General features: G+C 48.4%; 13 protein-coding genes. 5 read left to right on the top strand and 8 right to left on the bottom strand.

Translation table 11 applies throughout. The features are described from left to right. Window positions 1–44: 44 nt before the first annotated feature. The 3 genes from ACKU41_RS18690 to ACKU41_RS18680 all read right to left on the bottom strand — a co-directional run bounded on the left by ACKU41_RS18690 (window position 45) and on the right by ACKU41_RS18680 (window position 6014). On the bottom strand, window positions 45–779 hold the full coding sequence (locus tag ACKU41_RS18690) for a 4Fe-4S dicluster domain-containing protein (protein WP_321402988.1): 735 nt from the start codon (window positions 777–779) through the stop codon (window positions 45–47). 22 nt (window positions 780–801) lie between these two features. Continuing rightward, window positions 802–3843, bottom strand: coding sequence for a formate dehydrogenase-N subunit alpha (gene fdnG / locus ACKU41_RS18685; protein WP_321402986.1), 3042 nt, complete (start codon window positions 3841–3843; stop codon window positions 802–804). A 368-nt stretch (window positions 3844–4211) separates the two neighbouring features. Then, window positions 4212–6014: a methyl-accepting chemotaxis protein gene (locus ACKU41_RS18680; protein ID WP_321402981.1), complete on the bottom strand. Its 1803-nt coding sequence runs from the start codon at window positions 6012–6014 to the stop codon at window positions 4212–4214. A gap of 420 nt (window positions 6015–6434) precedes the next feature. Here ACKU41_RS18680 and ACKU41_RS18675 point away from each other — a divergent pair, with 420 nt between their 5' ends. Further along, a complete protein-coding gene (locus ACKU41_RS18675) occupies window positions 6435–8090 on the top strand; it encodes a thiamine pyrophosphate-binding protein (RefSeq protein ID WP_319779007.1) in 1656 nt (551 codons plus the stop codon). 65 nt (window positions 8091–8155) lie between these two features. Here ACKU41_RS18675 and ACKU41_RS18670 read toward each other — a convergent pair whose 3' ends face one another. Further along, on the bottom strand, window positions 8156–8575 hold the full coding sequence (locus tag ACKU41_RS18670) for a LysR family transcriptional regulator (protein ID WP_319779005.1): 420 nt from the start codon (window positions 8573–8575) through the stop codon (window positions 8156–8158). A 9-nt stretch (window positions 8576–8584) separates the two neighbouring features. Next, window positions 8585–10273 (bottom strand): FmdE family protein, encoded by a 1689-nt coding sequence (locus ACKU41_RS18665; RefSeq protein WP_321402974.1) that lies wholly within the window; start codon window positions 10271–10273, stop codon window positions 8585–8587. Window positions 10274–10795: 522 nt separating this feature from the next. Between ACKU41_RS18665 and ACKU41_RS18660 the strand changes: the two genes are divergently transcribed. Further along, window positions 10796–11929: a double-cubane-cluster-containing anaerobic reductase gene (locus ACKU41_RS18660; RefSeq protein WP_321402972.1), complete on the top strand. Its 1134-nt coding sequence runs from the start codon at window positions 10796–10798 to the stop codon at window positions 11927–11929. Window positions 11930–12022: 93 nt separating this feature from the next. Further along, window positions 12023–12478 (top strand): YaiI/YqxD family protein, encoded by a 456-nt coding sequence (locus ACKU41_RS18655; RefSeq protein WP_321402970.1) that lies wholly within the window; start codon window positions 12023–12025, stop codon window positions 12476–12478. Here ACKU41_RS18655 and ACKU41_RS18650 read toward each other — a convergent pair. Further along, window positions 12475–14766: a mechanosensitive ion channel domain-containing protein gene (locus ACKU41_RS18650; RefSeq protein WP_319779000.1), complete on the bottom strand. Its 2292-nt coding sequence runs from the start codon at window positions 14764–14766 to the stop codon at window positions 12475–12477. The genes ACKU41_RS18655 and ACKU41_RS18650 overlap by 4 nt on opposite strands. A gap of 230 nt (window positions 14767–14996) precedes the next feature. Between ACKU41_RS18650 and ACKU41_RS18645 the strand changes: the two genes are divergently transcribed. Next, window positions 14997–16274, top strand: a complete 1278-nt coding sequence (locus tag ACKU41_RS18645; RefSeq protein WP_321402967.1) for a phenylacetate--CoA ligase family protein — start codon at window positions 14997–14999, stop codon at window positions 16272–16274. Between the two features lie 80 nt (window positions 16275–16354). On the opposite strand, the gene ACKU41_RS18640 is transcribed toward ACKU41_RS18645, so the two are convergent. Further along, window positions 16355–17428: a dual specificity protein phosphatase family protein gene (locus tag ACKU41_RS18640; protein WP_321402965.1), complete on the bottom strand. Its 1074-nt coding sequence runs from the start codon at window positions 17426–17428 to the stop codon at window positions 16355–16357. Then, window positions 17421–19868: a PEP/pyruvate-binding domain-containing protein gene (locus ACKU41_RS18635; RefSeq protein ID WP_321402963.1), complete on the bottom strand. Its 2448-nt coding sequence runs from the start codon at window positions 19866–19868 to the stop codon at window positions 17421–17423. Before ACKU41_RS18635 ends, ACKU41_RS18640 begins: the two co-directional genes overlap by 8 nt. A gap of 246 nt (window positions 19869–20114) precedes the next feature. Here ACKU41_RS18635 and ACKU41_RS18630 point away from each other — a divergent pair, with 246 nt between their 5' ends. Then, entirely contained in the window at window positions 20115–21629 is a 1515-nt protein-coding gene (locus tag ACKU41_RS18630) for a glycosyltransferase (RefSeq protein ID WP_321402961.1), read from the top strand. The last annotated feature ends 88 nt before the right edge of the window (window positions 21630–21717 follow it).

Raw genomic sequence — 21717 nt, 5'->3', positions numbered from 1 at the left:
GGCTTACACCTTTTGGAAAGGTTTAAGCCGCAGGAGGCACATTATTATCCAAACACTCGTTTTGCAGGCTTGGCGAGATTAGCGAGGAACTCTTTGCGGGTTACGCCTTTGCCGGTACCTGAGGCATCTGCAGTGACGTACTCGTAATAGAGTTCGGGCTTATCCTGCACCAGATAGATGACGTTGACTTCATCAGCATCAATTATCTGGGCATTGGGGTAGTCTTTCTTGACCCGCTCAAGTGCTTTTTCAGCAAGAGCGACCATTTCTTCATGTTCCCCGAAGTTCATGGTTCCGGTGGGACAGGTCTTGACACAGACAGGGATCAAACCGGCCTGCTGACGGTCAATGCACATGTCGCACTTGGTCATCATTCCGGTTCCGGTATTGCGGCGTGGAATGTTGTAAGGGCATGCTTCGGTCATTTCCTGACACTCGTCTGCAGCAAGACGCTTGCTCTGGTCAGTGAAGATGACCGCCCCGGTATCTTCATCCTTGATGACCGCACCGGAGACGTATGCATCAGCAATGTCCTTGCAGGGAGGCACGTCGCAATGGCGACACTGGTCGGGGAAAAAATACCACTCGACCTTGCCGTTGATGCGGTGCTCGCTGAAACGGACCAGTTTGTAGTTAAAGGGATTCAAGTCCGGCGGGTTCTGATGGGTACCGCGCTGCTTGGTTTTCACTGCGGGCAGATCGTGCCATTCCTTACAGGCAACCTGGCAACCGCGGCAAGCCGTACATCTGGAAGTATCGACAAAGAATGCTTTAGGCATGTTTTACTCCTTGGTTGCAGGTTTATTCTTCGATCTCGGTGAGCTTCTTCGCTTTGCGAATATTCACCAGTGAGGCCTTGTACTCGGGAATGGTAGTGTTGGGATCACCAACTGACGGGGTAAGTCGGTTGGTAGAGTCACCGCAACCACGGGAGGTCCAGCCGAAACAGAAAGGCATGCCAACTTCATGTACGGTATCTCCTTTGATCTCAAAGGGAGTCATACGCACGGTAACCATGGCAATAGCTTCAACCCTGCCTCGGATACTTTCCACGATAACCGGATCACCGTTTTCAATACCTTTCTCCTTAGCCAGCTCAGGGCTCATTTCCACATAAAGCTGCGGTTCAGCTTCAAGCAGAGCCGGAGTGTTACGGGTATCTCCACCGCCGCACCAGTGTTCGGTCAGACTGTAGGTAGTCAAAACGATGGGGTAGCGATCATCAGCAGGCTTGGCCAGTTTATCCATGTCACTGGTAGTGAACTTGTAAACCGGGCTGCTCAGCTGACTCGAGAACGGATGACTCTTGATGGGGGTTTCCACCGGCTCATAATGATCGGGGAAAGGTCCATCCTGAAGACCGGGACCGTAAAGCTGCCCATGTCCTTCCTTGCGCATGATGAAGGGATAACGCCCCTTACCGGTTGCATTCGGCGGCCATCCGCCATCAGGAACGTCACCTATCCATTTGGAACCGTCCCACTCAATAACGGCCTTTTCAGGAGCATAAGGCTTACCATTGAGATCGACGGAGGCACGGTTATAGAGAATCCGGCGGTTAACAGGCCAGCACCATGCATAGTTGGGATAAAGGTTGATCTTAGCCTGCATGGGAGTCTGTTTAAGACTGCGGATCTTAGCCTTATTGCCTGCTTCTTCAGTATAGCTACCGGCATAAAGCCAGTTAAGTGATGATGTGGAACCGTCGTCCTTGAGAGCTACAAAGGAAGGAACCTGCTGCCCTTTTTTATATTTCTTACCCTTGAATTCAACATCTTCGGTAAAACGTCCGTTGATGCGCTGGGCAACGTCTTCGGCATCGTAGTACGCGGGCCAGTCGAGGGAAAGCAGAGGCTCAGGGTAGGCTCCGTTCTCTTTGTTATAGAGGCGGCGTACGTGATTGATGATGTCCACATACATTTCCCCCATGCTCTTGGATTCACCCATGGGACGACACGCTTCATAATGCCAGAGCAACCAGCGGCCTGAAGAACTGATGGACCCTGCTTTTTCCGCGCGCTGGGCAGAAGGAAGCAGAAAGACCTCAGTCTTGTTGCTGGTGGGATCAACCCCCGGACGATGCCAGTTCTCCGAGGTCTCGGTGTGGTGGATTTCCCCCACGACCAGCCAGTCGAGGTTATCGAGAGCCTTACGGACCTTGTTGGAGTTGGGCACACTCATGGCCGGATTGGTTCCAAAAGCGAAACCGCCCCTGATGTCGCCACGATACATGCGGTCGAAGATAAAGAGGTAGGAATAGTCTTCGCCGTCATCTGCCTTAGGCAGCATCTGGTAGCCGAAACCGTTATCGGCTGTGGCATTATCGCCGCGCCAGCCTTTGAGCAGGGAAGCCATATACTTAGGCTTGTGCTGCCACCAGTTGGCACTCTGCGGATCATGGGAGACCGGGGTAGTGGCCTTGGTGTATTCCTCAAAAGACCCCATGCTCGCTTTGGGCATGGGCAGGTAACCGGGCAGGATATGCCAGAGAATACAATGGTCGGTGGACCCCTGTACGTTCGGCTCACCGCGCAGGGCGTTAATGCCGCCCCCGGCTACGCCGATATTACCGAGCAGAAGCTGCAGTATGGCACTGGAACGGATGTTCTGTACGCCGACAGTGTGCTGGGTCCAGCCCAGAGCATACATAATTGTTCCGGCCTTATCGCGCTTGCCTGTGCCGGAGAACTCTTTGTAAACCTTGAGCAGATTGTCTTTGGAGACTCCGGTGATACTGGACACTTTTGAGAGGGAATAGCGAGAGTAATGCTTCTTGAGCTGCTGGAGTACGCAACGGGAATGCTTCATGGATTCATCCCGCTTGGGAACACCGTTTTTGTCCAGCTCGAAAGCCCATTTTGACTTGTCGTACTTGCGGGATTTCTTATCGTATCCGGTAAACAGACCGCGAGAGAACTTGAAGTCTTTACCGACAATAAAAGCCGCATTGGTATAATTGGCTACGTATTCCTTGAAATAAAGGTCATTCTCAAGGACATAATTGATCATACCACCCATGAAAGCGATATCGGTACCGGATCTGAGCGGTACATGGAAATCACTTCTCGCGGAGGTACGTGAGAATTTGGGGTCAACATGCATGACCTTGGCGCCTTTGTCCTTGGCCCGCAATACCCATTTGAAGGAGATAGGATGGTGCTCTGCGGCGTTACTACCGATAATCAGGATAGAGTCCGCATTTTCAATATCGCACCAGTGGTTGGTCATCGCACCGCGCCCGAACGACTCTGCCAGAGCCGCAACTGTTGCGCTGTGTCAGATACGTGCCTGGTGATCAAAATGCACCAGGCCGAGGCCGCGTACACCCTGATGGACAACTGCACACTCCTCGTTATCCATCTGTGATGTACCAAGATGGAAAATTGATTCTACACGGTTGACTTCCTGACCTTTGTCGTTGAACCGTTTGAAGTCTGCATCACGTGTTTCCTTTACGCGGCGGGCGATGCGGTCAAGCACCCAGTCCCAGCTCTTTTCTTCCCACTCGGTGCTGTAAGGCGCACGGTAAAGAGGCTTCTCAATACGGTGATGGCTGTTATGCATGGAAAGCATGGCCGCACCCTTCGCACAGAGAGCACCTTCACTTACCGGGTAATCAGGATCGCCTTCAGTGCTGACGATCTTGCCGTCTTTAACATGGGCGATGAAATGGCAGCTGACCGAACAGAACGGACAGATAGAAATAACTTCCTTGGCGCCCTTGATCTTCAGTCCGGCGGCGTAAGCCTTCGTCGGGGATAGATCAAGTCCCAGTTGGCTCATACCTATACTTGCGACACCAACGCCCGCAAGTTTCATGAACCCTCGCCGTGAAATATTCATGGAACCTCCTCAGTTTAATCAGGCCGGCAACCGATTGTCAGAAACCGACTGAATGCCTGACAATTACTTTAATAATCCCATAGAATATTACCTGCATAACAAAGTCAATAAATCTAATGTGTTAGAAAAAACACATATATGAATTTATTACCTGTTTTCATAAATAAAAATAACCGGGGGGTTACTCTCAAACATGCAAAAGCTGACCTTTGCATAAAACATGTTTCCAAACCAAGGTTAGGAGTAGCTATAAAACAAGGTCTACTAAAAAAAGAACCCCGCGCAAAATATTACGCAGGGTTCTTTGAATAACAACACACCAAACACCAATTAGTATTAATGCATTACATATCAGTCTTGATAAGAGTTTAACTTTTCATTCTTTCAGTCATATGGCTCAATGATTTGATGGTCTCAGTTAAATCCATTACAACGTTTTTGGACATATTCATAGCCTGCGATGTCTGTGTTGAGATACTATTAATATCGGCAACACTTCTATTAATTTCTTCACTTGCAGCACTATGCTCTTCCGCAGCGGTAGCAATGGACTGAACTTCAGCGGAAACATCAGTAACTAAAAGAACTATTTCTTTAAGAGATTCCCCTGCTTCATTTGCCATCTTGGTAACATGAGAAATCTTATCTACAGATTCAACCGTATTATTAATGTTTTTATGGGCTTCATCCTGAATAACTTTAACAGCGCTGGCTACATCATTAGTGGCACTCATGGTTTTTTCTGCCAGTTTGCGGACTTCATCTGCCACAACAGCAAACCCTCTTCCTGCTTCACCCGCCCGAGCCGCTTCAATAGCCGCATTCAAAGCCAAGAGATTTGTCTGATCAGCGATATCGTTAATCACATTGATTATGTCACCGATACCTTCAGCCTGTTCTCCCAGGTAAGACATATCACTCATTAATTTTTCTGACTGATCGGCAATACTCTCTATGCCGTCAACTGCCTGATATACAATATCTGCACCTTTTCCGGCCATATCCTGAGCATTACTGACCATGTCAGCCGCTTCTGATGCATTCCGGGCAACTTCAAGCACAGTAGCGTTCATCTGCTCCATTGAACTGGCAGTTTCGCCAACCCTACTTGCCTGCTCATCAGCCCCGACAGTACACTGCTCAATCTGAGTCATAAGACTATCAGAGGCTAAGGATATGGAATGCACCACATCATCAATCTGGCTGGCGACTTCCAACAATTCTGCAGTTTTGCGTTCAGCTAATTCATTTGCAGTATGGGCATCTGCACTAGCCTGCATCGCTTCCTGTGCTTTCTGGGAAGCTTCATGTTCTTTTGCGGTTATTTCAGCAATATTGTCACGCAAAGAATTTGCCATTTCAAGTAAAGAGTTCTGCAGTTCACCCAACTCATCTTTACTGGTAACATCCAGGGAAACATCAAAGTCTCCTGAAGCTATCTTCATGGCTGCTTCCTTAGTTTTCACCACTGGAGAAATGATACTTCCAGAAATTTTTATTCCCAGAGGGATAAGGACCAGCAGGATGATAAAAGCTGAAATACCTACTTCATAAAGCAGAGCCTTTGTTTCAACATCAGCCAATTCCTGTTCAACCTTAGAAACTTCTTTGGCAATATTGTCTATGTATACGCCTGTCCCTATCCAATAGTCAGTTCCGGGAATCATCATCGCGTATCCAAGTTTGGGGACAGTGCCGTCCACACCCGGTTTATCCCAGGTAAAATGAACATAACCACCGCCCGCTTTTGCTACGCGTGCCAGTTCGCGCACAGAATAAACCCCGTCCTTTCCTCTCAAATCATACAAGTCTTTCCCATGTAATGCCGGTTTCACAGGGTGAGCGACATTCACTGTATCGCGGTATATATAATAATAACCTGACGAATCCTTTTCAAAAAAAGCATTTTTAATCAGTTCTCTGAATTTTTGTATCTTTTCTTGCTCATCAGTCATTCCGGCAACAGAGTTGGACAGGACTGCAGCCATTGAGGAAACAGTGGCCTTAATTTTTTCCTTCTGGTCCTCCAACATAATGTCACCGGTCTTACCCGATTCAATCTTTGCAAGTACGCTGGAACTGTACACACTGATGCCGATAGAAACCAACGCCGTAAAAACAGCGATAAAAATTAAAAGACTTAATTTTTTACGGATAGATATTTTTTTCACAAAGACACTCCTGTAATTATGAATATTTATTAAAAAAGGGAAAAGAAAAGGAAAGATTTCAAATTTAGGAAACGAATTGAAGCTAGAATCAATTATATACACATTCAATTATAATCTACTTATATTAAAACTCATCGCAGCCGGGAAAATCACAACATCCACACATAACATACCAAAAAAAATCAACAATAAACAAAATAAATATAGTATGTTTTATCATTTTAATTATTTTAGTCTCTAAAACTGTTCATAACTGAACAGCCATTCAACAAATATAAAACGAAAGATCGACTTAATCCTGAATACATTTTGTTCAACCTTTTCGTTCACCCCAAACTGGTGCGCAACACCGACTAAAAAACAAATCCCATAGACACAAATCCCCCACAATGGCAGAGTAGGAGAAAAAGGGGATTATCCATGGGCCAGACTGTTATTGAACACCTGCTTGAACGGCTGAAAGGAATAGGCATTACGGATATTTTCGGGGTTCCGGGGGATTATGCTTTTCCGGTAAATGATGCTTTCTGTACTGATCATGATTTCAAGTGGATCGGCTGCTGCAACGAACTCAACGCAGCCTATGCAGCCGACGGTTATGCCCGCATCAAAGGCAAGGCCGCTGTATGTACCACATACGGAGTGGGCGAACTCAGTGCCATTAACGGCATAGCCGGAAGCTATGCAGAAAACCTGCCCGTCTTCCACATCGTGGGAATTCCCAAATGCTCGGTACAACGCAACGGCAATCTCATCCACCATTCACTGGGAAACGGAGAATTCGACCTTTTCCATAAAATGACCCAGCCGGTAGTCTGTGCCAGCACCATCCTTACCGCTGAAAACACCGTGTCCGAGGTGGAACGCTGCATCAATACCGCGCTGGCCAAAAAACAACCCGCTTATATCGCAGTCCCTGCGGATGAAGCCATCAAAGAACTGGGCTGCACCAGGCCCCATATTCAACCCGAACCAGTCAGTGATCAAGAGACCCTCGACACAGTAATTCCTTTGATTATTGAAAAACTTAAAAAATCCCAAAACGCTATCGCCATGGTCGGCGCACTTATCGGACGCCACGAGCTGCACGGACCAATGCTGGAATTCATCAATAAATCCGGCATCCCGTTTACTTCCATGTTTATGGCTAAAGGCACGCTTTCGGAAACACATCCCAATTTTATCGGTGTTTACAATGGCCGAATTCTCGACGAGAAAGTTCAGCAGACAGTTGAATCTGCCGATCTGGTAATCAGCTTCGGTGCCATCCGTTCCGATATCAATACCGGAGCGTTCACCGTAAATCTTGACCCCAACCGCGAAATCAAAGTTCATCCTGACCGTGTATGCATCGGGCACGCTGTTTACCACAACCTGCTGCTGGAAGATGTGCTGCAAGAACTTGGCAACCGCATCGAAAACCTTTCCCTGCCTATCCCCATGACTCCGCAGGGACTCGGTAAACCAACAGGAGAACCGGATGGTGCAATTACTGCTGATTCGCTCTATCCGCGCATTGAACATTTTTTCGCACCCAACGACATAATAATGGGCGAAACCGGAACCGCCTCCATGGGACTGGTCAATGCCCGGCTGCCTGAGGATGCGGTTTTCTTCAACCAGACGCTCTGGGGGTCCATAGGCTGGGCCACACCGGCTGCTTTCGGGGCAGCACTGGCAGCGCCTGAACGCCGCACCCTGCTGCTGACAGGAGAAGGAGCGCACCAGATGACAGTTCAGGAGATCTGCCAGTTTGCACGCTTCAAGCTCAAGCCCATAATTATCTGCGTGAATAACGACGGCTATCTCATCGAACGACTGCTCTGCGAAGATCCCTACATATATTATAATGATCTGGCCCAATGGAATTACAGCAAACTGCCTGAGGCACTAGGCATGGACGGCTGGTTCAGCGCAAAGGTAACCACTAACCGCGAGCTGGACGAAGCATTACAGAAAGCCGCCAGCGCAGACAGTGGATGCTATATTGAAGTTGTAACCGAAATGATGGATGGTCCGAAAATGGCGCGGGTTTTAAATGAAATTGTAGTTAAAGGGCCGGGTTGGAAAGCCTGATTAAAATAATTTTTCCGCAACCGACAAAAAGTGCCGTATATGAATTTCATATACGGCACTTAAGCTCAAGTCTCCCCGAAGCTCTTGGACTTCCATGGAAAGATTTCCTCCGCCCGGGTACGGGCATCCTGCTCGACCTTATTGAACCACTCAAGATATTTATCACGCACCAGACGCCCGGCTTCAGTGAGGCGATAACCGTTACGTCTGCTGCCGAACCGCTCCATAAGCTGGAATCCGAGCACCTGTTCGGTCTGTTTGATTTTGCCCCATGCAGCACGGTAAGACATGCCCAGTTCTTCGGATGCTTTTTTAAGTGAGCCGCAAGTTTCAATCTTATCCAGCAGGAGCAATCTGCCGTAGCCGAAGAAAACCCCTTCCCCCCCTTCCAGCCAAAGATGTAACCGGATTGTAGGGGTATGCGAATCCATACGGACCAGTGCCGCAGTCGAACCCATTTCAGGCGGATCAAGATTCTTGTTCATACTCGTCTCCTATTTTCCGAAAGGACATTTGGGGAACGTGCAGACCTTGCACTCCATGCAGTAGCCGCCGTCGGCAAGTGAAACCAGATCACTGCGGGTAATCTCCTGCCCGGCAATTACTCTGGGCAGAACAAGGTCCAGACTCGTGGTCTTGAAAAAAAGCGCGCAGGCCGGAACGCCGATAACCCTGGTATTTCCTGCTTTTGCCAGCAGCAGCATAGTGCCGGGGAGTACCGGAGCACCATAAAGGAGGTCGGATACTCCGGCATCCACTAGTCCGTGGCGGGTCACGTCATCAGGATCTACAGACATCCCGGCGGTTGTGATGAGCAGGTCACAACCTTCTTTCATGAGGGAAAGGGCTGCATCGCGGATTTCCTCACGGTCATCCGGTTTAATGACAACGCGAGCAACTTCGCAGCCAAGCGCCTGCACCTTTGCAGTGATGACAGACTCAAATTTATCGTCAATCAGGCCGTTGAAAACCTCATCCCCGGTAATGAGAATGCCGACCTTTTTTCTTTGCAGGGGAAGAATTTTGAACAACGGATCACCGTTCAATGCCGAAACAGCTCGAGAAAAATTCTCACGGGAAAGATAAAGCGGAATGGCCCTTGTTCCGGCAATGCGGGCGCCCTCTTTGACAAGAGCCCCTCCCTTGCGGGCTGCAACCATCACGTCAGGCACAAGGTTGAAACGGTTCATCATTTCAAGATCGCTTACCAGAACTCCATCGCGTCCCGCGAGCAGGGTCACTTTTCCTTCTCTCGGCTCACCGTCAAGATAGATGCCGTCCCCGGCCATGATCCTCCCGAAGGTCCGGGCGGCCTCGTTTTCATGAACCCACTCCCCGTCGGGAATATCACCCTCATCCACGTAGATGTGGTTCTTGCCGATCATCTGCAATCGACAGATGTCATGGGCTGTAAAATCATGATCCTTGCGGAATTCAACCCCCTTGCTCTCGCTGGGAACGATACGGGTCATGTCATGCACAGCGGTTTTTCCTTCAGCTTCATGCACGGGCACAACCTTGAGACCTTTCGGAACCGGGGCTGTAGAGGACGTAACCCCGATATCGCGGCTGGAGTAAGGACTTTCACCCTGACAACTTCTGCAGATGGCACCGAATGAACCGGGATAAGCGTCGCCACAGATTGGGCAGGTGGTAATACCTCCTTTGCTGCGCTTGACCATTGCCTCGGGCTTGATTTGTACGGACTCGATGGAGCAGAAAGATGCTCCGGCTTCACGTATTTCCGCATGCAGTTTAACAGAATCCTGCTCATGTTTGGGACGGCGCTTGAAAAACCATGATTCAATTTCCGGCCAGTCTTTGAGCTTCTCGGGATCAACCCGAATGCGTACACCCTTGCCGGTGTACTTATCGTAAAGTGAAAAAGCGTATACACCAAGATTTTTGACCCGCAACCAACCGTTCCCGGTACTGCAGACGCTTAGCATCTGCACAGCATCCGGCAGACACCATGACGTTTCGGAAATGGCATCGAAAATTGTGCCTTCAGGAAGATGCCTGCGCGCTTCTTCCATCATATAGCCACCGAGAATAAGTCCCGGCGCAGGGCTGCCGTGAAACCTGCGCGCAGCTTCAATGAATTCATCATATGTATATGGCCCAATGGAATCATAACTGACCGGAGCGTTTTTTTCGTGACTGATAGCGGCTTCAAGATTCATGTTCTCTCCATATGCTTAAAACTTAAATTGTGTCCCATGCGACATAATTAAAAAAAACAGGGTCGAACTTCAAAAGAACCGGGATTGAGTTCGATTTGGAACAAAATATTTTTTACAATAAATAACAATACATTACACAAAAGAATACACACCTGCGCACAAATACGAAGCTAAATATTATAAGTTGAGTAAATTTGAATTACTGAAAAGCATCGAGCTAACATATTAGTCCCAAAGACTTTTCGCAGCAGGACAGGGGAAAAGGCTATATATGTTAAATTAAACCTATAACTAAAAAGGACTCTGTAGTTCGATTTCTGATTCACATAACGAGGCTTCACAAAGCAACTTTAACACTACACCTTTATATCAATCATAAAAACTGATCACAAACAGCTAAAATAATTCTAATAACCAATTGGACGCATTCACTGTTCTATGCTCATTTGTTATCGAAATTCATAATACACATACTTTAATGTTATTTATAAACTAAAAGATAAACAAAAAGAGGATGAAGCCGTGAACTTGAAACCGTTCATTTCATTTTCCGAATACAGTCTGGCTGAACTTGAAGAATGGAAGGATAATGGCGGCAAGGTTGCCGGGGTCTATTGCATTTATGCCCCTACAGAACTTATCCGCGCGGCAGGGATTGCCCCGGTGAGTCTCTGCGGGAAGAAACAGGCCCCCATCAAAGAAGCCGAACGGGAACTCCCGGCCAGCCTCTGCCCATTAATCAAATCAAGCTACGGCTATGCCGTAACAGACACCTGCCCCTTTTTCGGCTTCTCCGACATCATCATCGCCGAAACCACCTGCGACGGAAAAAAGAAAATGTATGAATTAATGGAAGCCATAAAACCTCTCCATCTCATGCAATTGCCACACACCCAGAAAGGTGACGCACCTTTTAAATACTGGCTGGCCGGGCTTCATGAACTTGAAGAATTCCTTGTGCAGCATTCCGGCATAGAAATAACTGAACAGGCCCTGAACGCGGAAATCATCCTGCAGAACAAAATCCGCAAAGAGCTCTATGAATTGATGATCCTCTGTGCGGACAGACGCTCTCCGCTCACTGCACGGGATATGCTGGCGGTTCAGGAAAGCAAAAGTTTCTCCGTCAATCCGGAAAATTACCTGACAAAATTACAGGTGCTTCATTCCGAAATGGACGAATACCTCTTACGCACCGACCTTGAAGAAAAGCAAGGGGTGCGCATAATGCTGACCGGATGCCCTGTGGGTAAAGGTTCTGAAAAAGCGATCACAATAACCGAAGAACTGGGTGCCCATGTAGTCTGCATGGAAAACTGCTCCGGGCTGAAAGGGCTGACCCTGCCGGTAGATGAGACAGGCGACCCGTATGAAGCCATTGCCCGACGCTACCTGCAGGTCCCCTGCTCCTGCATGAGCCCCAACCCCGGCAGAATGGATTCCATTAAAGATATGGTCAAAACCTTTGAGGTGGATGCAATTATCGATCTCACATGGCTGGGCTGCCATACCTACAATGCGGAATCCACGGTTCTGCGAAATTTTGTTGAGCAGGAACTGGAAATACCCTTCCTGCACATTGAAACGGACTATTCCGAATCAGACATTGAGCAACTGCGGACCCGCATCGAGGCGTTCGTTGAACTTGCTGAATAATACAATTCACTACCAGACATTGATTTTTGTCCCTTGTCACCATAGTAAAGCCGGAAAGCCGAATAAAACCTATGAACCTACAGGGATGTAATCATGCAAATCTGGGTCGATGCCGATGCCTGCCCCAAGGCGGTAAAAGAAATTCTGTTTAAAACCGCCGTACGCCGGGAAGTGAAACTTACGCTTGTTGCCAACCAGTATATGACTATCCCGGCATCGCCTTTCATTGATATGGTCAAGGTCGGTGCCGGATTCGATGTGGCCGACAATGAAATCGTCAAGCTGTGCAAGGCAGGAGACCTTGTCATCACCGCGGATATTCCGCTGGCGGACAAGATTGTGGAAAAAGGCGCTACCGGCCTTAATCCCCGAGGTGAGCTTTACACCGAAGACAATATCAAAGGTATTTTGAGCATGCGCAACCTTATGGAAGAACTGCGCAGCGCAGGATCTGTTTCCGGCGGACCAGCCGCTTTCAGCCCCAAAGACAAACAGAATTTAACCAATCAGTTGGACAAATTCCTGACCCACGCCCTGAACCGGATTTAAGCAGGCAGCTGGATTTTACCCTGTTTCACATGCACATCCAGCTGGGGAAACGAAATTTCTATAGCCTCTTCACGAAAGGCCTTATCAATGGCAAAGCGCAATTCGGAAAGTGCCGAGAGTGTCACATCAATATCATCAATCCAGACACGTAAAATAAAATCAAGGCTGCTCGATCCGAAATCATTAAAAAGAACATAAGGAGCCGGAATTTTGAGCACATGTGAATGCTCTTCTGCCAGTTTCAGCAGGACCTTATTCACCTTTTGTATGTCGGAACCATAGGCCACGCCCACATGAATATCCCTCCGGATAACCGGGTTGTTCTTGGTCCAGTTTGTGACCTGTGCTGCAATGAGGTCAGAGTTCGGAATCATGATGACCGCATTTTCAAATGTTTCCACGACCGTAGTCCTGATGTTGATCTTGCGAACCGTACACCAAATATTATTTAGCTCGATAACATCGCCCTGCTGAATAGAACGTCCGAAAAGCAGGATAAGTCCGCCAATGAAATTATTGACTATATTCTGCAGACCAAAACCGATACCGACACTCAAACCACCGGCGATAACAGTAACGCTGGTCAGGCTCAGACCGAGAACCCTGAAAGCCGCAAGGGAAAAGACCGCCCACACGGCATAGGCAAACAAGGTCTGAATGGAAGGGACAGCCCCTTTCTTTGCCTTGGACCAGTTACTGCCCACATATTCAATTGATACATTAAATGCGGATACACATTGTCTGGTCATAAAAAAGAAGACCGCCATCCAGACAATGCTCCCCAGTGAAATTGAATAGTCGCCGTGAGAGATACTCGTATCCATAAAACCGTAGACAGCACTCTCCCCGAAAAAATCAATCAGCCAGAATGCAGCTATCCCAAACGCAGCCGCCCATCCTGCCGGAACTGCCAGACTTCGGATCAACCCTTTCTTCAACTCCACACTCATCTCGGTACGCAGGAAGAGAATCTGGGAAAAAGCAGTACCGAATCCCCTGATGAAAAGCCCCAGAGACCAGAGGAGAACCAGCACACAGGCCAGTCTCCCGTAGCCGAACATTGCTATCACGAAAAAAGGTGAAAGCAGACTGCCTTGCCGGGCAACAATAGAAACCCCCTGCCCGCGCTTTTTGGTCCAGACTTTATAAGTTGCATACCCCCAGAAGGACAACAGGAGCAGGAGAAAAGCAAAAACCACAATCCTTTCGGGAACGTTATGAATAAGAAGCAATCCACTTACTACAAACAAGGTTGCGGCTCTTTTTTCTCCGTCAATGAAGACCATTTTTTCTCTGCAGATCAGCTTGGAAAGCCTTAGCACAGCCCAATAAAGGACACCGAAAGCAACTATGGCTATGGAATCCAAGGAATAGGGAAATACAATTCTGGAAGCCATGTATACGGCAAAAGCGAAACATGAGATAAACAGAAGCCGAAGTGATTTCTTGCGCTCGATTTCAGACCTGTTCAAAAAATAATCACTGCTATCCATCATGCGGATCAGAAAAACACCGGTGATGAAGACTCCCAGCACAATAAACATAAAGTGCAGGGATTGATTAGAGAACTGCCTGCTGCTGACACTTAATTCCGATTGCTTTAAATCCAGCCAAGCTTTTCCGGGAACGACTTTTTCCCAAAAATCAGTGGAAACAACAGGGTCCCCCCCTTCCAGAAGCCACGTCTTCCATACCTGAAACAAGTTATTCTTTTCGCGCTGCTGTAGATCAATAATCCGGTCATGCAAACGATTGGTCCGTTTCAATAAGGAATCAACCTTCAATAATTGCTTCTCGGTACCTGTTTTCAGCTGTTTCAGCCCCATGCCGCCTTCCTTGAGCAATATTTTTATGTCTTCAGGGGCTTCGGCTGGCGGGGCAGACCAGATATTGGAAAACGAATTCAATATCTCCAAACGTGACGAACACTCTTCACGGGCCTGGGTAAGATCTTCCAAAGCTTCGCTGGATTCTTTCTGAATACTGAAAAGACGCACCTTCAACCGTTTGCGTTGTACAGGAGAAACCAACGAAGACCGTTCTGAAAGGGCTAAATTCTGAAAATCCTGTTGCCAAAGGGGCAGGCTCTCCTTTGATTCACTCAAAAAATCTTCCATCCGAGAATAGTTAATTATTTCTTCTGATTCAAATTCCTTGTAGCTGTTAATCCGGCTTCTTAAGAGACTGTAATCCACATCTTCAGATCCATAGGAAAGCCCTTCCAACGGGATGGCACTTAGGCAGACAATCCAGAAAATAAAGAAAATAGACCTGCGTACAACCGGCATAAAAACTCCGTAAAACTGCTTGAAAAAATTATGTTTGAACCGTGATTCATCTTTACGCTGCAAGTAATCCTTATACAAAAGGCTCCACAAATCAGCAACCAACCACCAGCCATCATGCAGGCCACAAAACGAGAATTCAATCTGACTTATCCTGTGTACACTTATAATAAAAATCTGTTATGCTGAATTAAAGCATGTTCTCCACGCAGCCATAACCATGGGAGGCCAGCATGACCGATCTCCATTTCGCCGATAGAAAGACCGCTGAAATACATCAACTGGAAAAACTGAACCAGATACTGGGCATTGCCATTCAGGCCCCATTCTATAAAAAACTTTATCAGGGCATAGATCTTCCCCTGAAGAGTCTGGATGAGCTCAAGAAAATCCCGGTAATTGACAAGCAGACCCTCTGCACTGAAGGGGAAACCTGCAAGAAGTCCCTCTATACCCGCACCACAGGGGGATTTTACAAATTCTCCACCGGCGGAACTTCCGGCAGGATGAGTTTTGCCCGCTACGGGCTGGATGAATTCCGCAAAATCTGCGATGGCGCAGCATATGGACTCATGGCCTGCGGCATCACCCCTGAAGACGTTGTAGCCAACTGCATCCGGGCCGGAGCCTTCTGGACCGGCTTTCTGACCAGCTACCGCGCCCTAGAGATTATAGGTTGCAATATCCTGCCCATCACAGATAACCAGCCCGTGGAAAAGACTTTGGAATATCTGGAAATGATGGGACCAAACACCCTGTTCGGCATATCCCCGACACTGGTCCAGATTGCGCAGGAAGCCACGCGGCGCGACTCCAAACTTGATATTGAAAAAGTGGCCTTCGCCTCTACTCCCCTGACTACGGAACAACAAAGTTATCTTTCTTCGGTCTGGCCAAGGGCGACATTTCATTCCGCCGGATACGGAGCCGCCGAGGTCGGCCCGATAGGCTTCCAGTGTGAACATTGCACCGGAACCGAGCACCACATCCTGCTGCCCGATTGTATTGTGGAAAAGGATGATGACGGAGCAATTATCGCAACATCCCTGATCAGAACCCTGCAGCCGGCCATCCGCATGAAGGTTGGCGACAACATAGAATGGATAGAAGGAAAATGCCCATGCGGAAGAACAAGTCCGCGCTTCAGGCTCCTGCAACGTTCCGATGAAATCCTTGAATTCAGACACGATTCCATGTCACTTGAACAGCTTGGTTCCTGTCTTGGCAAGTTCAGTGAACTGGCCCCGGTCTTTCAGGTCCTGCTGGACCTTAACGCAGACAAAACAGACATCATCATCCGCGTGGAAGCAGCGGACTGCGATGCTGTGGATGACTATCAACTGGCATCTCAGGTTTACAAATGCTTGAGTAACGATATTCCTGCAGTTGGTGACAACCGCCAGAAGAATAACATCCGTGCCTTCAAAATCCTGGTAGTTCCCTCCGGCGGCATCCCACGCGTGGAAACCACCGGAAAAATTCGGCGGGTTATTGATAAACGGTTCATGTAAGGGGAATTAAGAATAAACAGCCCCTCTTTGCCTCAAATGGCGAAGAGGGGCTGTTTTATGAGAAAAGTACGTTCTGCAACTCACCCGACCCCCTGCTCCATCATAATCTTGAAAAGAACCTCTATGAACTTCCCGGAGACAACATCGGGCAGGGAGAAATGCGGCAGAGAGCCACCTTGCATTACCCCGGTGCAGGCAAACCATATCTGGGAGGATATGCTGTCCAATCCGGGACTGAGGGTTTCCCGCCATAGACGTCCGTTTTCCGAAGAATCCAACCCGAAAGCCCGGCACTGCAAAGGGCGGAAGTCAAAAAGCCTGCATTTACCGGCTTCCAGCAACGGACAGGTTGAGTCCACTCCTGAAAGGCAGAATCCGGCCTCATTATCAGCTGCAAGTTCACGCATGGCCCGCCGTTCTATACGCGCTGTTGACATGGCTTTTTCAATGACTTCAAGCCGGGCCTCATGAGTAAGTTCAAGATTTACGCAATGGCTGAGATGCAGGGCCTCGGCCAGAGTTATACTCAGCGGAGTCCTGCAGCAACGCTTATGATCAAGTCCGCACTGCTGCAGCCCTTCCGACTTTGCAGCCAGTTGCTCCACCTCACCAGCCAACTGCAGGTAATCATTAAAAAACGGAGAAAGATCTACTTTACGGTTAAATTCCACAGTAGGAGTACGCGCGGTAAGCTTCCCGCTTTTGCGCCCATACTTGCGGATAGTCCACCACTGAGAGAAATTAGCCGGTTTGGAACGAAGATCCTTCATCTTCTTTCCGGCCAGTTTATGCCCCAGACCGCGCCGCAGCAAGTAGGCGTTGAGAAAAGTTCCGGTCCTGCCGATGCCGTGACGGCAATGAACCAACACCTTCTTGCCCAGATAAATGGCCTCGTCCAACCATGCAAGCCCCTTCTCCAGCTCTACAAGGCCGGGGGCCTCCTCATCCTCGACAGGAAGGTAATAGACTTCAAATCCGGCTTCCTGCTCAATTTCGTGCAGATCACAAAACTCACCGCAAAGATTGACAATCCCGTCAATGCCCTGTGCCAGCAGGGAATCAAGCTGGGCATGACTCATGGGCGCGCAGCCCACTGCAAGCTGATCCGTAATCCAGGTAAGCTTGTAAGCATGGCCACTGCCCTGATCAGCCATTAATCCCCTCCATCGCAGAAATAAACCCCTTGAACTCGGTTTCCAATTGGGCTTCATTCTCCATCCGCATATCCATCATCCGGGTTACCGCCATGAGATAGCCCAGAACTGTCAGTTGCCGTGACGTTTCCGACCGGTCCAGACGGGAACTGAATCCATCCAGCATATCCCCTCGAATTTCAGTTTCAAAGCCGTAATGCACAAGTACCCGGCTGATAAAGTCCAAGCGCAGAACACGGTTATCAAATCCGGCCCCGCCGCCCTTGAAACGAAACTTCACATAATTCTGGCCGGGCATGTCCCCGCACAGGGAATCCACCTCGGAGAAGTGATAACCGAAACGGATCAGCAGATGCAGGTAATCTTCGGCAAGCAGTCCATAACTGGCAAGCAATTTGGAATCTTTACTGAAAATACCGGCGGACATGCGGTCGAATTCATCCCAGTCCACATGGGTCATTTCTTCAGGCCAGACAACCCTCTCATCTGACAGCCCCTTCCAGAAAGCCTGCATGGGAGCGCAAACCACTGACTCCGGGCCGATTACTTTCTTTTTGGTCATCCGGGGATCAATTCCCATATCGAGATCGAGCAGATAAACAACCAGCGGAAGGTCAGTCTGCAATTTTTTCGCCCGGCCCATTCCCAATCCGCGCTTGTCCACCAGCGAGAACATCTCCTGCACAGCCATCTCGTGGCAGTAACGCACGAGATCATGAAAAGACTCGCAACCTGCGGGACTGAAGTTTTCACCTTGGGGATCAACAAGATTCAGATGCACCAATGCAGGAATCATCCCTTCATACAATTCCAGCACCCGTGGTGAAATTTGTGCTTCCGAGCAGGAGCGGGTCAGCACGTCCTTAACACATCCCTCGTAAACAGCTCCTGCCGCACCGTCCACAGTAACTATCTGTCCTTTCTCAAACCGGTCCGCAACATCCCCCACCAGCACAGGGATACCCATTTCACGGGCCACTGAACTGAAATGACTGGCCCTGCTCCCGGTTAAAGAGAGCACTCCATTCATCTTTGCGGAAAAGCTCAACAAAGACGGTTTCAGGGCCGGAGTAACTACAATTGCCCCCTCAGGAATACGGGCAATTTCCTCACCGCTGCCTGCAAAATAGATTTCGCCGCAACCGGCACCCCCGGCAGCGCGCTCCAAACCATCTAGAACAGGCATGGCGGCAAGAGGTCCTTTTTCCGCTTTCCTGCCTTCCGGCTCCTGTTGCAGCGGCCTGGTCTGAAGAATGTGAAACTGTCCTTTGTGATCAACAGCCCATTCCATATCCTGCGGGCATCCGAATTGTTCTTCAAGCTTCAAGGCGCATTCTGCCAGCCTGACAAGTATTTCTTCATCAGGCAGCACAGAACGGTCAAATGAGCATTCGCTGACCAGCCGGGGTTTCTTTCCTCGGTAAAGCGATCCTTTGACCGGAATAACACTGCCGTCCACAAGAGAAGCCCCGAGACCGGAAACTCCGTAAATACCTACACTGTCCCGGCTCAGGCAATCCGGATCCATGGAATAAACAACGCCGGAACTACGGGCATCTATCATTGGTACGATAAGTACAGCCATGGCAGTATCGTCATCAGTCAGGCCGTGTGATATCCGGTAAGAGACTGCACGGGGACAATATTTCCCAGCCAGAACGCGTTTGTAAGCCTCCAGCACATCCTCTGGATGGATATCCAATTCACTGGCATACTGCCCGGCAAATGATATTTCACTGTCCTCAGCCAGAGCACTCGAACGCACAGCCAACCTGCCGTTTCCATCAAGATAGACACTTAACCCGCGCCGGATTTCACTTGCGACATGGTCCGGGACCTCCCCGTTCAAAAAAAGTTCCTGCAATTCAAGGGTCAGCGAAGAAAGCAGACGAACATTTCCCGCCTCCATACGGCAAAGACGTTCATTGATCTTACTGCGCAAATCATTGTGTTTCACAAATGCCTGAAAAGCATTGGCAGTAACAACAAAACCGGGAAGAGCCTCGGTGTATCCCAGCGCATGCACCCGCCCTAGGTTGGCTGCCTTGCCTCCGGCAAGATCAGGACATTCCCCTGCAGTAGCCAGAGGAACAGTATATGGAGGACCGTAATCTGGCTCAGGCAGGAGCATGGCACGCTGACCATACTCATCTATACGGTTAAAGGCTTCCGTCAAATCCCGAAACTTGTACGGATGCATTTTCTGTAGCTCCCGGATCATACCGGACACAGCCGAAGAAAGCTGTTTACGCAAGCAATCAGCCTGATTCCTGTCCACTAGCTTTCTGCCGTAAAACAGCTCCTCAAGGTCGGCAATCAGATCCAATGCCTGAGAATCGTACTCAAGCAGAATCTTGAAAGCCTCATATTTACGCTGTAGCAAAGCCCGCGGGGCGAACATTGTTTCAGACCAGAATTTCAGAAAATCATACGGCAGCATCTATTCTCCAGGGTACTCTTTCGTTTATATTTTTTAACCTTACACTTACGATATCTCAATGCAGCGGTAAGTGACAAGCTCAACGACATCTACAGACAAAATCACAGTCAGGCTGCTCGGGAATATTCCGACCAACCACACAACTATAAGCTTAAAAGAATCTTGTCATGAAAAAACAAATATGCAATTTTTAACAATATCAAAAATCAAATAAACCGCACTGTTAATTATTTTCAAAAAACTAATATGAATAAAATCAATTTCAGCATCAACTACCAGAATCAGGACCACAAAATGCAATTTGTGCAGGGCTTGGCAGATCAGCTTAAGCTTTCTGGTCACAATTGCCAGTTGAACAACGAAGAACTGTGGAACAAAGAGGATTCGAAGATTGATGCCGCTATATATCTGGGCGGCCCCCATTCCCCCCAACCCAAGCCATGGCACCTGAATATCCTGATAGCCGGATCAGCACAGTCCCCCTCCCCGTATGACCATGTCCTTGTTTCTGATTTAAAAGACAGCGTAACACTCGCATCTGAGGTAATTACAATATTTCAGGAAATGCATACAAAAGTATCCACCCGCACGACTTCAACGCGGGCTATGCTCACCGACCATGAATTTCGGACTCACGGCCCTACCGTATCTGTGCTGATGGCAACCCACAACCGCAGGAAACTTCTCAAACGGGCCCTCAAAAGTATTCTTTCCCAGTCATATGAAAATTTAGAAATATGTCTTGTCAGAGACGGCGGAGAAGCTGTGGACGATGTTGTTGCCGAGCTGAACGACTCACGCATCAAACTGACCTCATATGAGCAGAACCGAGGAAAAGGAGCCGCCCTCAACAAAGCCTTTGAAACAAGTGAAGGAGATTACATAGCCTATCTGGATGATGACGACGTCTGGTATGAAAACCATATTGAGCGACTCATGGTTGCTGTCAGGCTTTTGAATCAGGATTTCGTATATTCCAATGGAATTGAAGTGCTGCTGGAGTCTAAAACTGATCCAAAAGAAATCTCACGCACGCTGCGCTATGCCCGGCAGGTGGAACTGAAAGAGCTGCTTGAATTCAATTACATCACAGGTATTAATGTACTGCACGAACGTTCATTATTCACAAAAGCCGGGGGCTTTGATTCCTCATTAAAGGTTCTTATAGATTTTGATATGTGGCGCAGACTGGCCTGTTTAGCCAAGCCGCACCATGTGAATTACACGACTGCAGAGTATTACCTGCATAGAAGCAAAGGCTCACATATTACCGATCTTGCAGCAGAAAAACCGCTGGAATACAGAAAACAGCGCATCAAAATCCTGTCCAAAAATATCCACCTGAGTGACCCTGACCTGAAATCTGAACTTCAAAAAGTCCGGCGACGCGCACAATTTGATTATGCTGTATTCAGCTGCACAAACGCACTCGACCAAAACGATCTGCAACAGGCTTCCCGCAGTCTCATGCAGGCGCAAAAATACTATACCAGGCTATACAGTGCCCAGCTCATGTATGCAGTTTGCCTGTTACGCACAGCAAAGCCGAAAGAAGCCCTTTCCGTATTCAAAGATTGTATAAATAGTAATTCAGATACCGCCAGCCTGCTGATGGCCTGTTCAGTAGGCATAATGCTCAAGGATAATTTTGCAGGAGAGGTGCTGGAAATACTTGCGGGAAGAACAAAACAAATGACTAAAGAGCAGTTGGATATACTCAACGATTACAAAGAGCGCTACAGCAGCAGCATTAAAAAATAATTCATACCAACCTTCTTTTCAGCAGAACATATTGATTTTATTCCCACCACAAGATAAATAAAAAATACTGACCATTGCGTGGACGGCT

Source organism: Maridesulfovibrio sp., from assembly GCF_963678865.1.
GTDB lineage: Bacteria > Desulfobacterota > Desulfovibrionia > Desulfovibrionales > Desulfovibrionaceae > Maridesulfovibrio.
Note: the sequence above shows the minus strand (reverse complement) of the source record. Positions and strands in the feature narration are given on the sequence as shown.

Coding starts and splice junctions, on each gene's coding strand:
- ACKU41_RS18645 (WP_321402967.1), top strand. CDS start 14,997: ATGACCGATCTCCATTTCGCCGATAGAAAGACCGCTGAAATACATCAA.
- ACKU41_RS18675 (WP_319779007.1), top strand. CDS start 6,435: ATGGGCCAGACTGTTATTGAACACCTGCTTGAACGGCTGAAAGGAATA.
- ACKU41_RS18650 (WP_319779000.1), bottom strand. CDS start 14,766: ATGCCGGTTGTACGCAGGTCTATTTTCTTTATTTTCTGGATTGTCTGC.
- ACKU41_RS18690 (WP_321402988.1), bottom strand. CDS start 779: ATGCCTAAAGCATTCTTTGTCGATACTTCCAGATGTACGGCTTGCCGC.
- ACKU41_RS18635 (WP_321402963.1), bottom strand. CDS start 19,868: ATGCTGCCGTATGATTTTCTGAAATTCTGGTCTGAAACAATGTTCGCC.
- ACKU41_RS18640 (WP_321402965.1), bottom strand. CDS start 17,428: ATGGCTGATCAGGGCAGTGGCCATGCTTACAAGCTTACCTGGATTACG.
- ACKU41_RS18670 (WP_319779005.1), bottom strand. CDS start 8,575: ATGAACAAGAATCTTGATCCGCCTGAAATGGGTTCGACTGCGGCACTG.
- ACKU41_RS18630 (WP_321402961.1), top strand. CDS start 20,115: ATGAATAAAATCAATTTCAGCATCAACTACCAGAATCAGGACCACAAA.
- ACKU41_RS18655 (WP_321402970.1), top strand. CDS start 12,023: ATGCAAATCTGGGTCGATGCCGATGCCTGCCCCAAGGCGGTAAAAGAA.
- ACKU41_RS18665 (WP_321402974.1), bottom strand. CDS start 10,273: ATGAATCTTGAAGCCGCTATCAGTCACGAAAAAAACGCTCCGGTCAGT.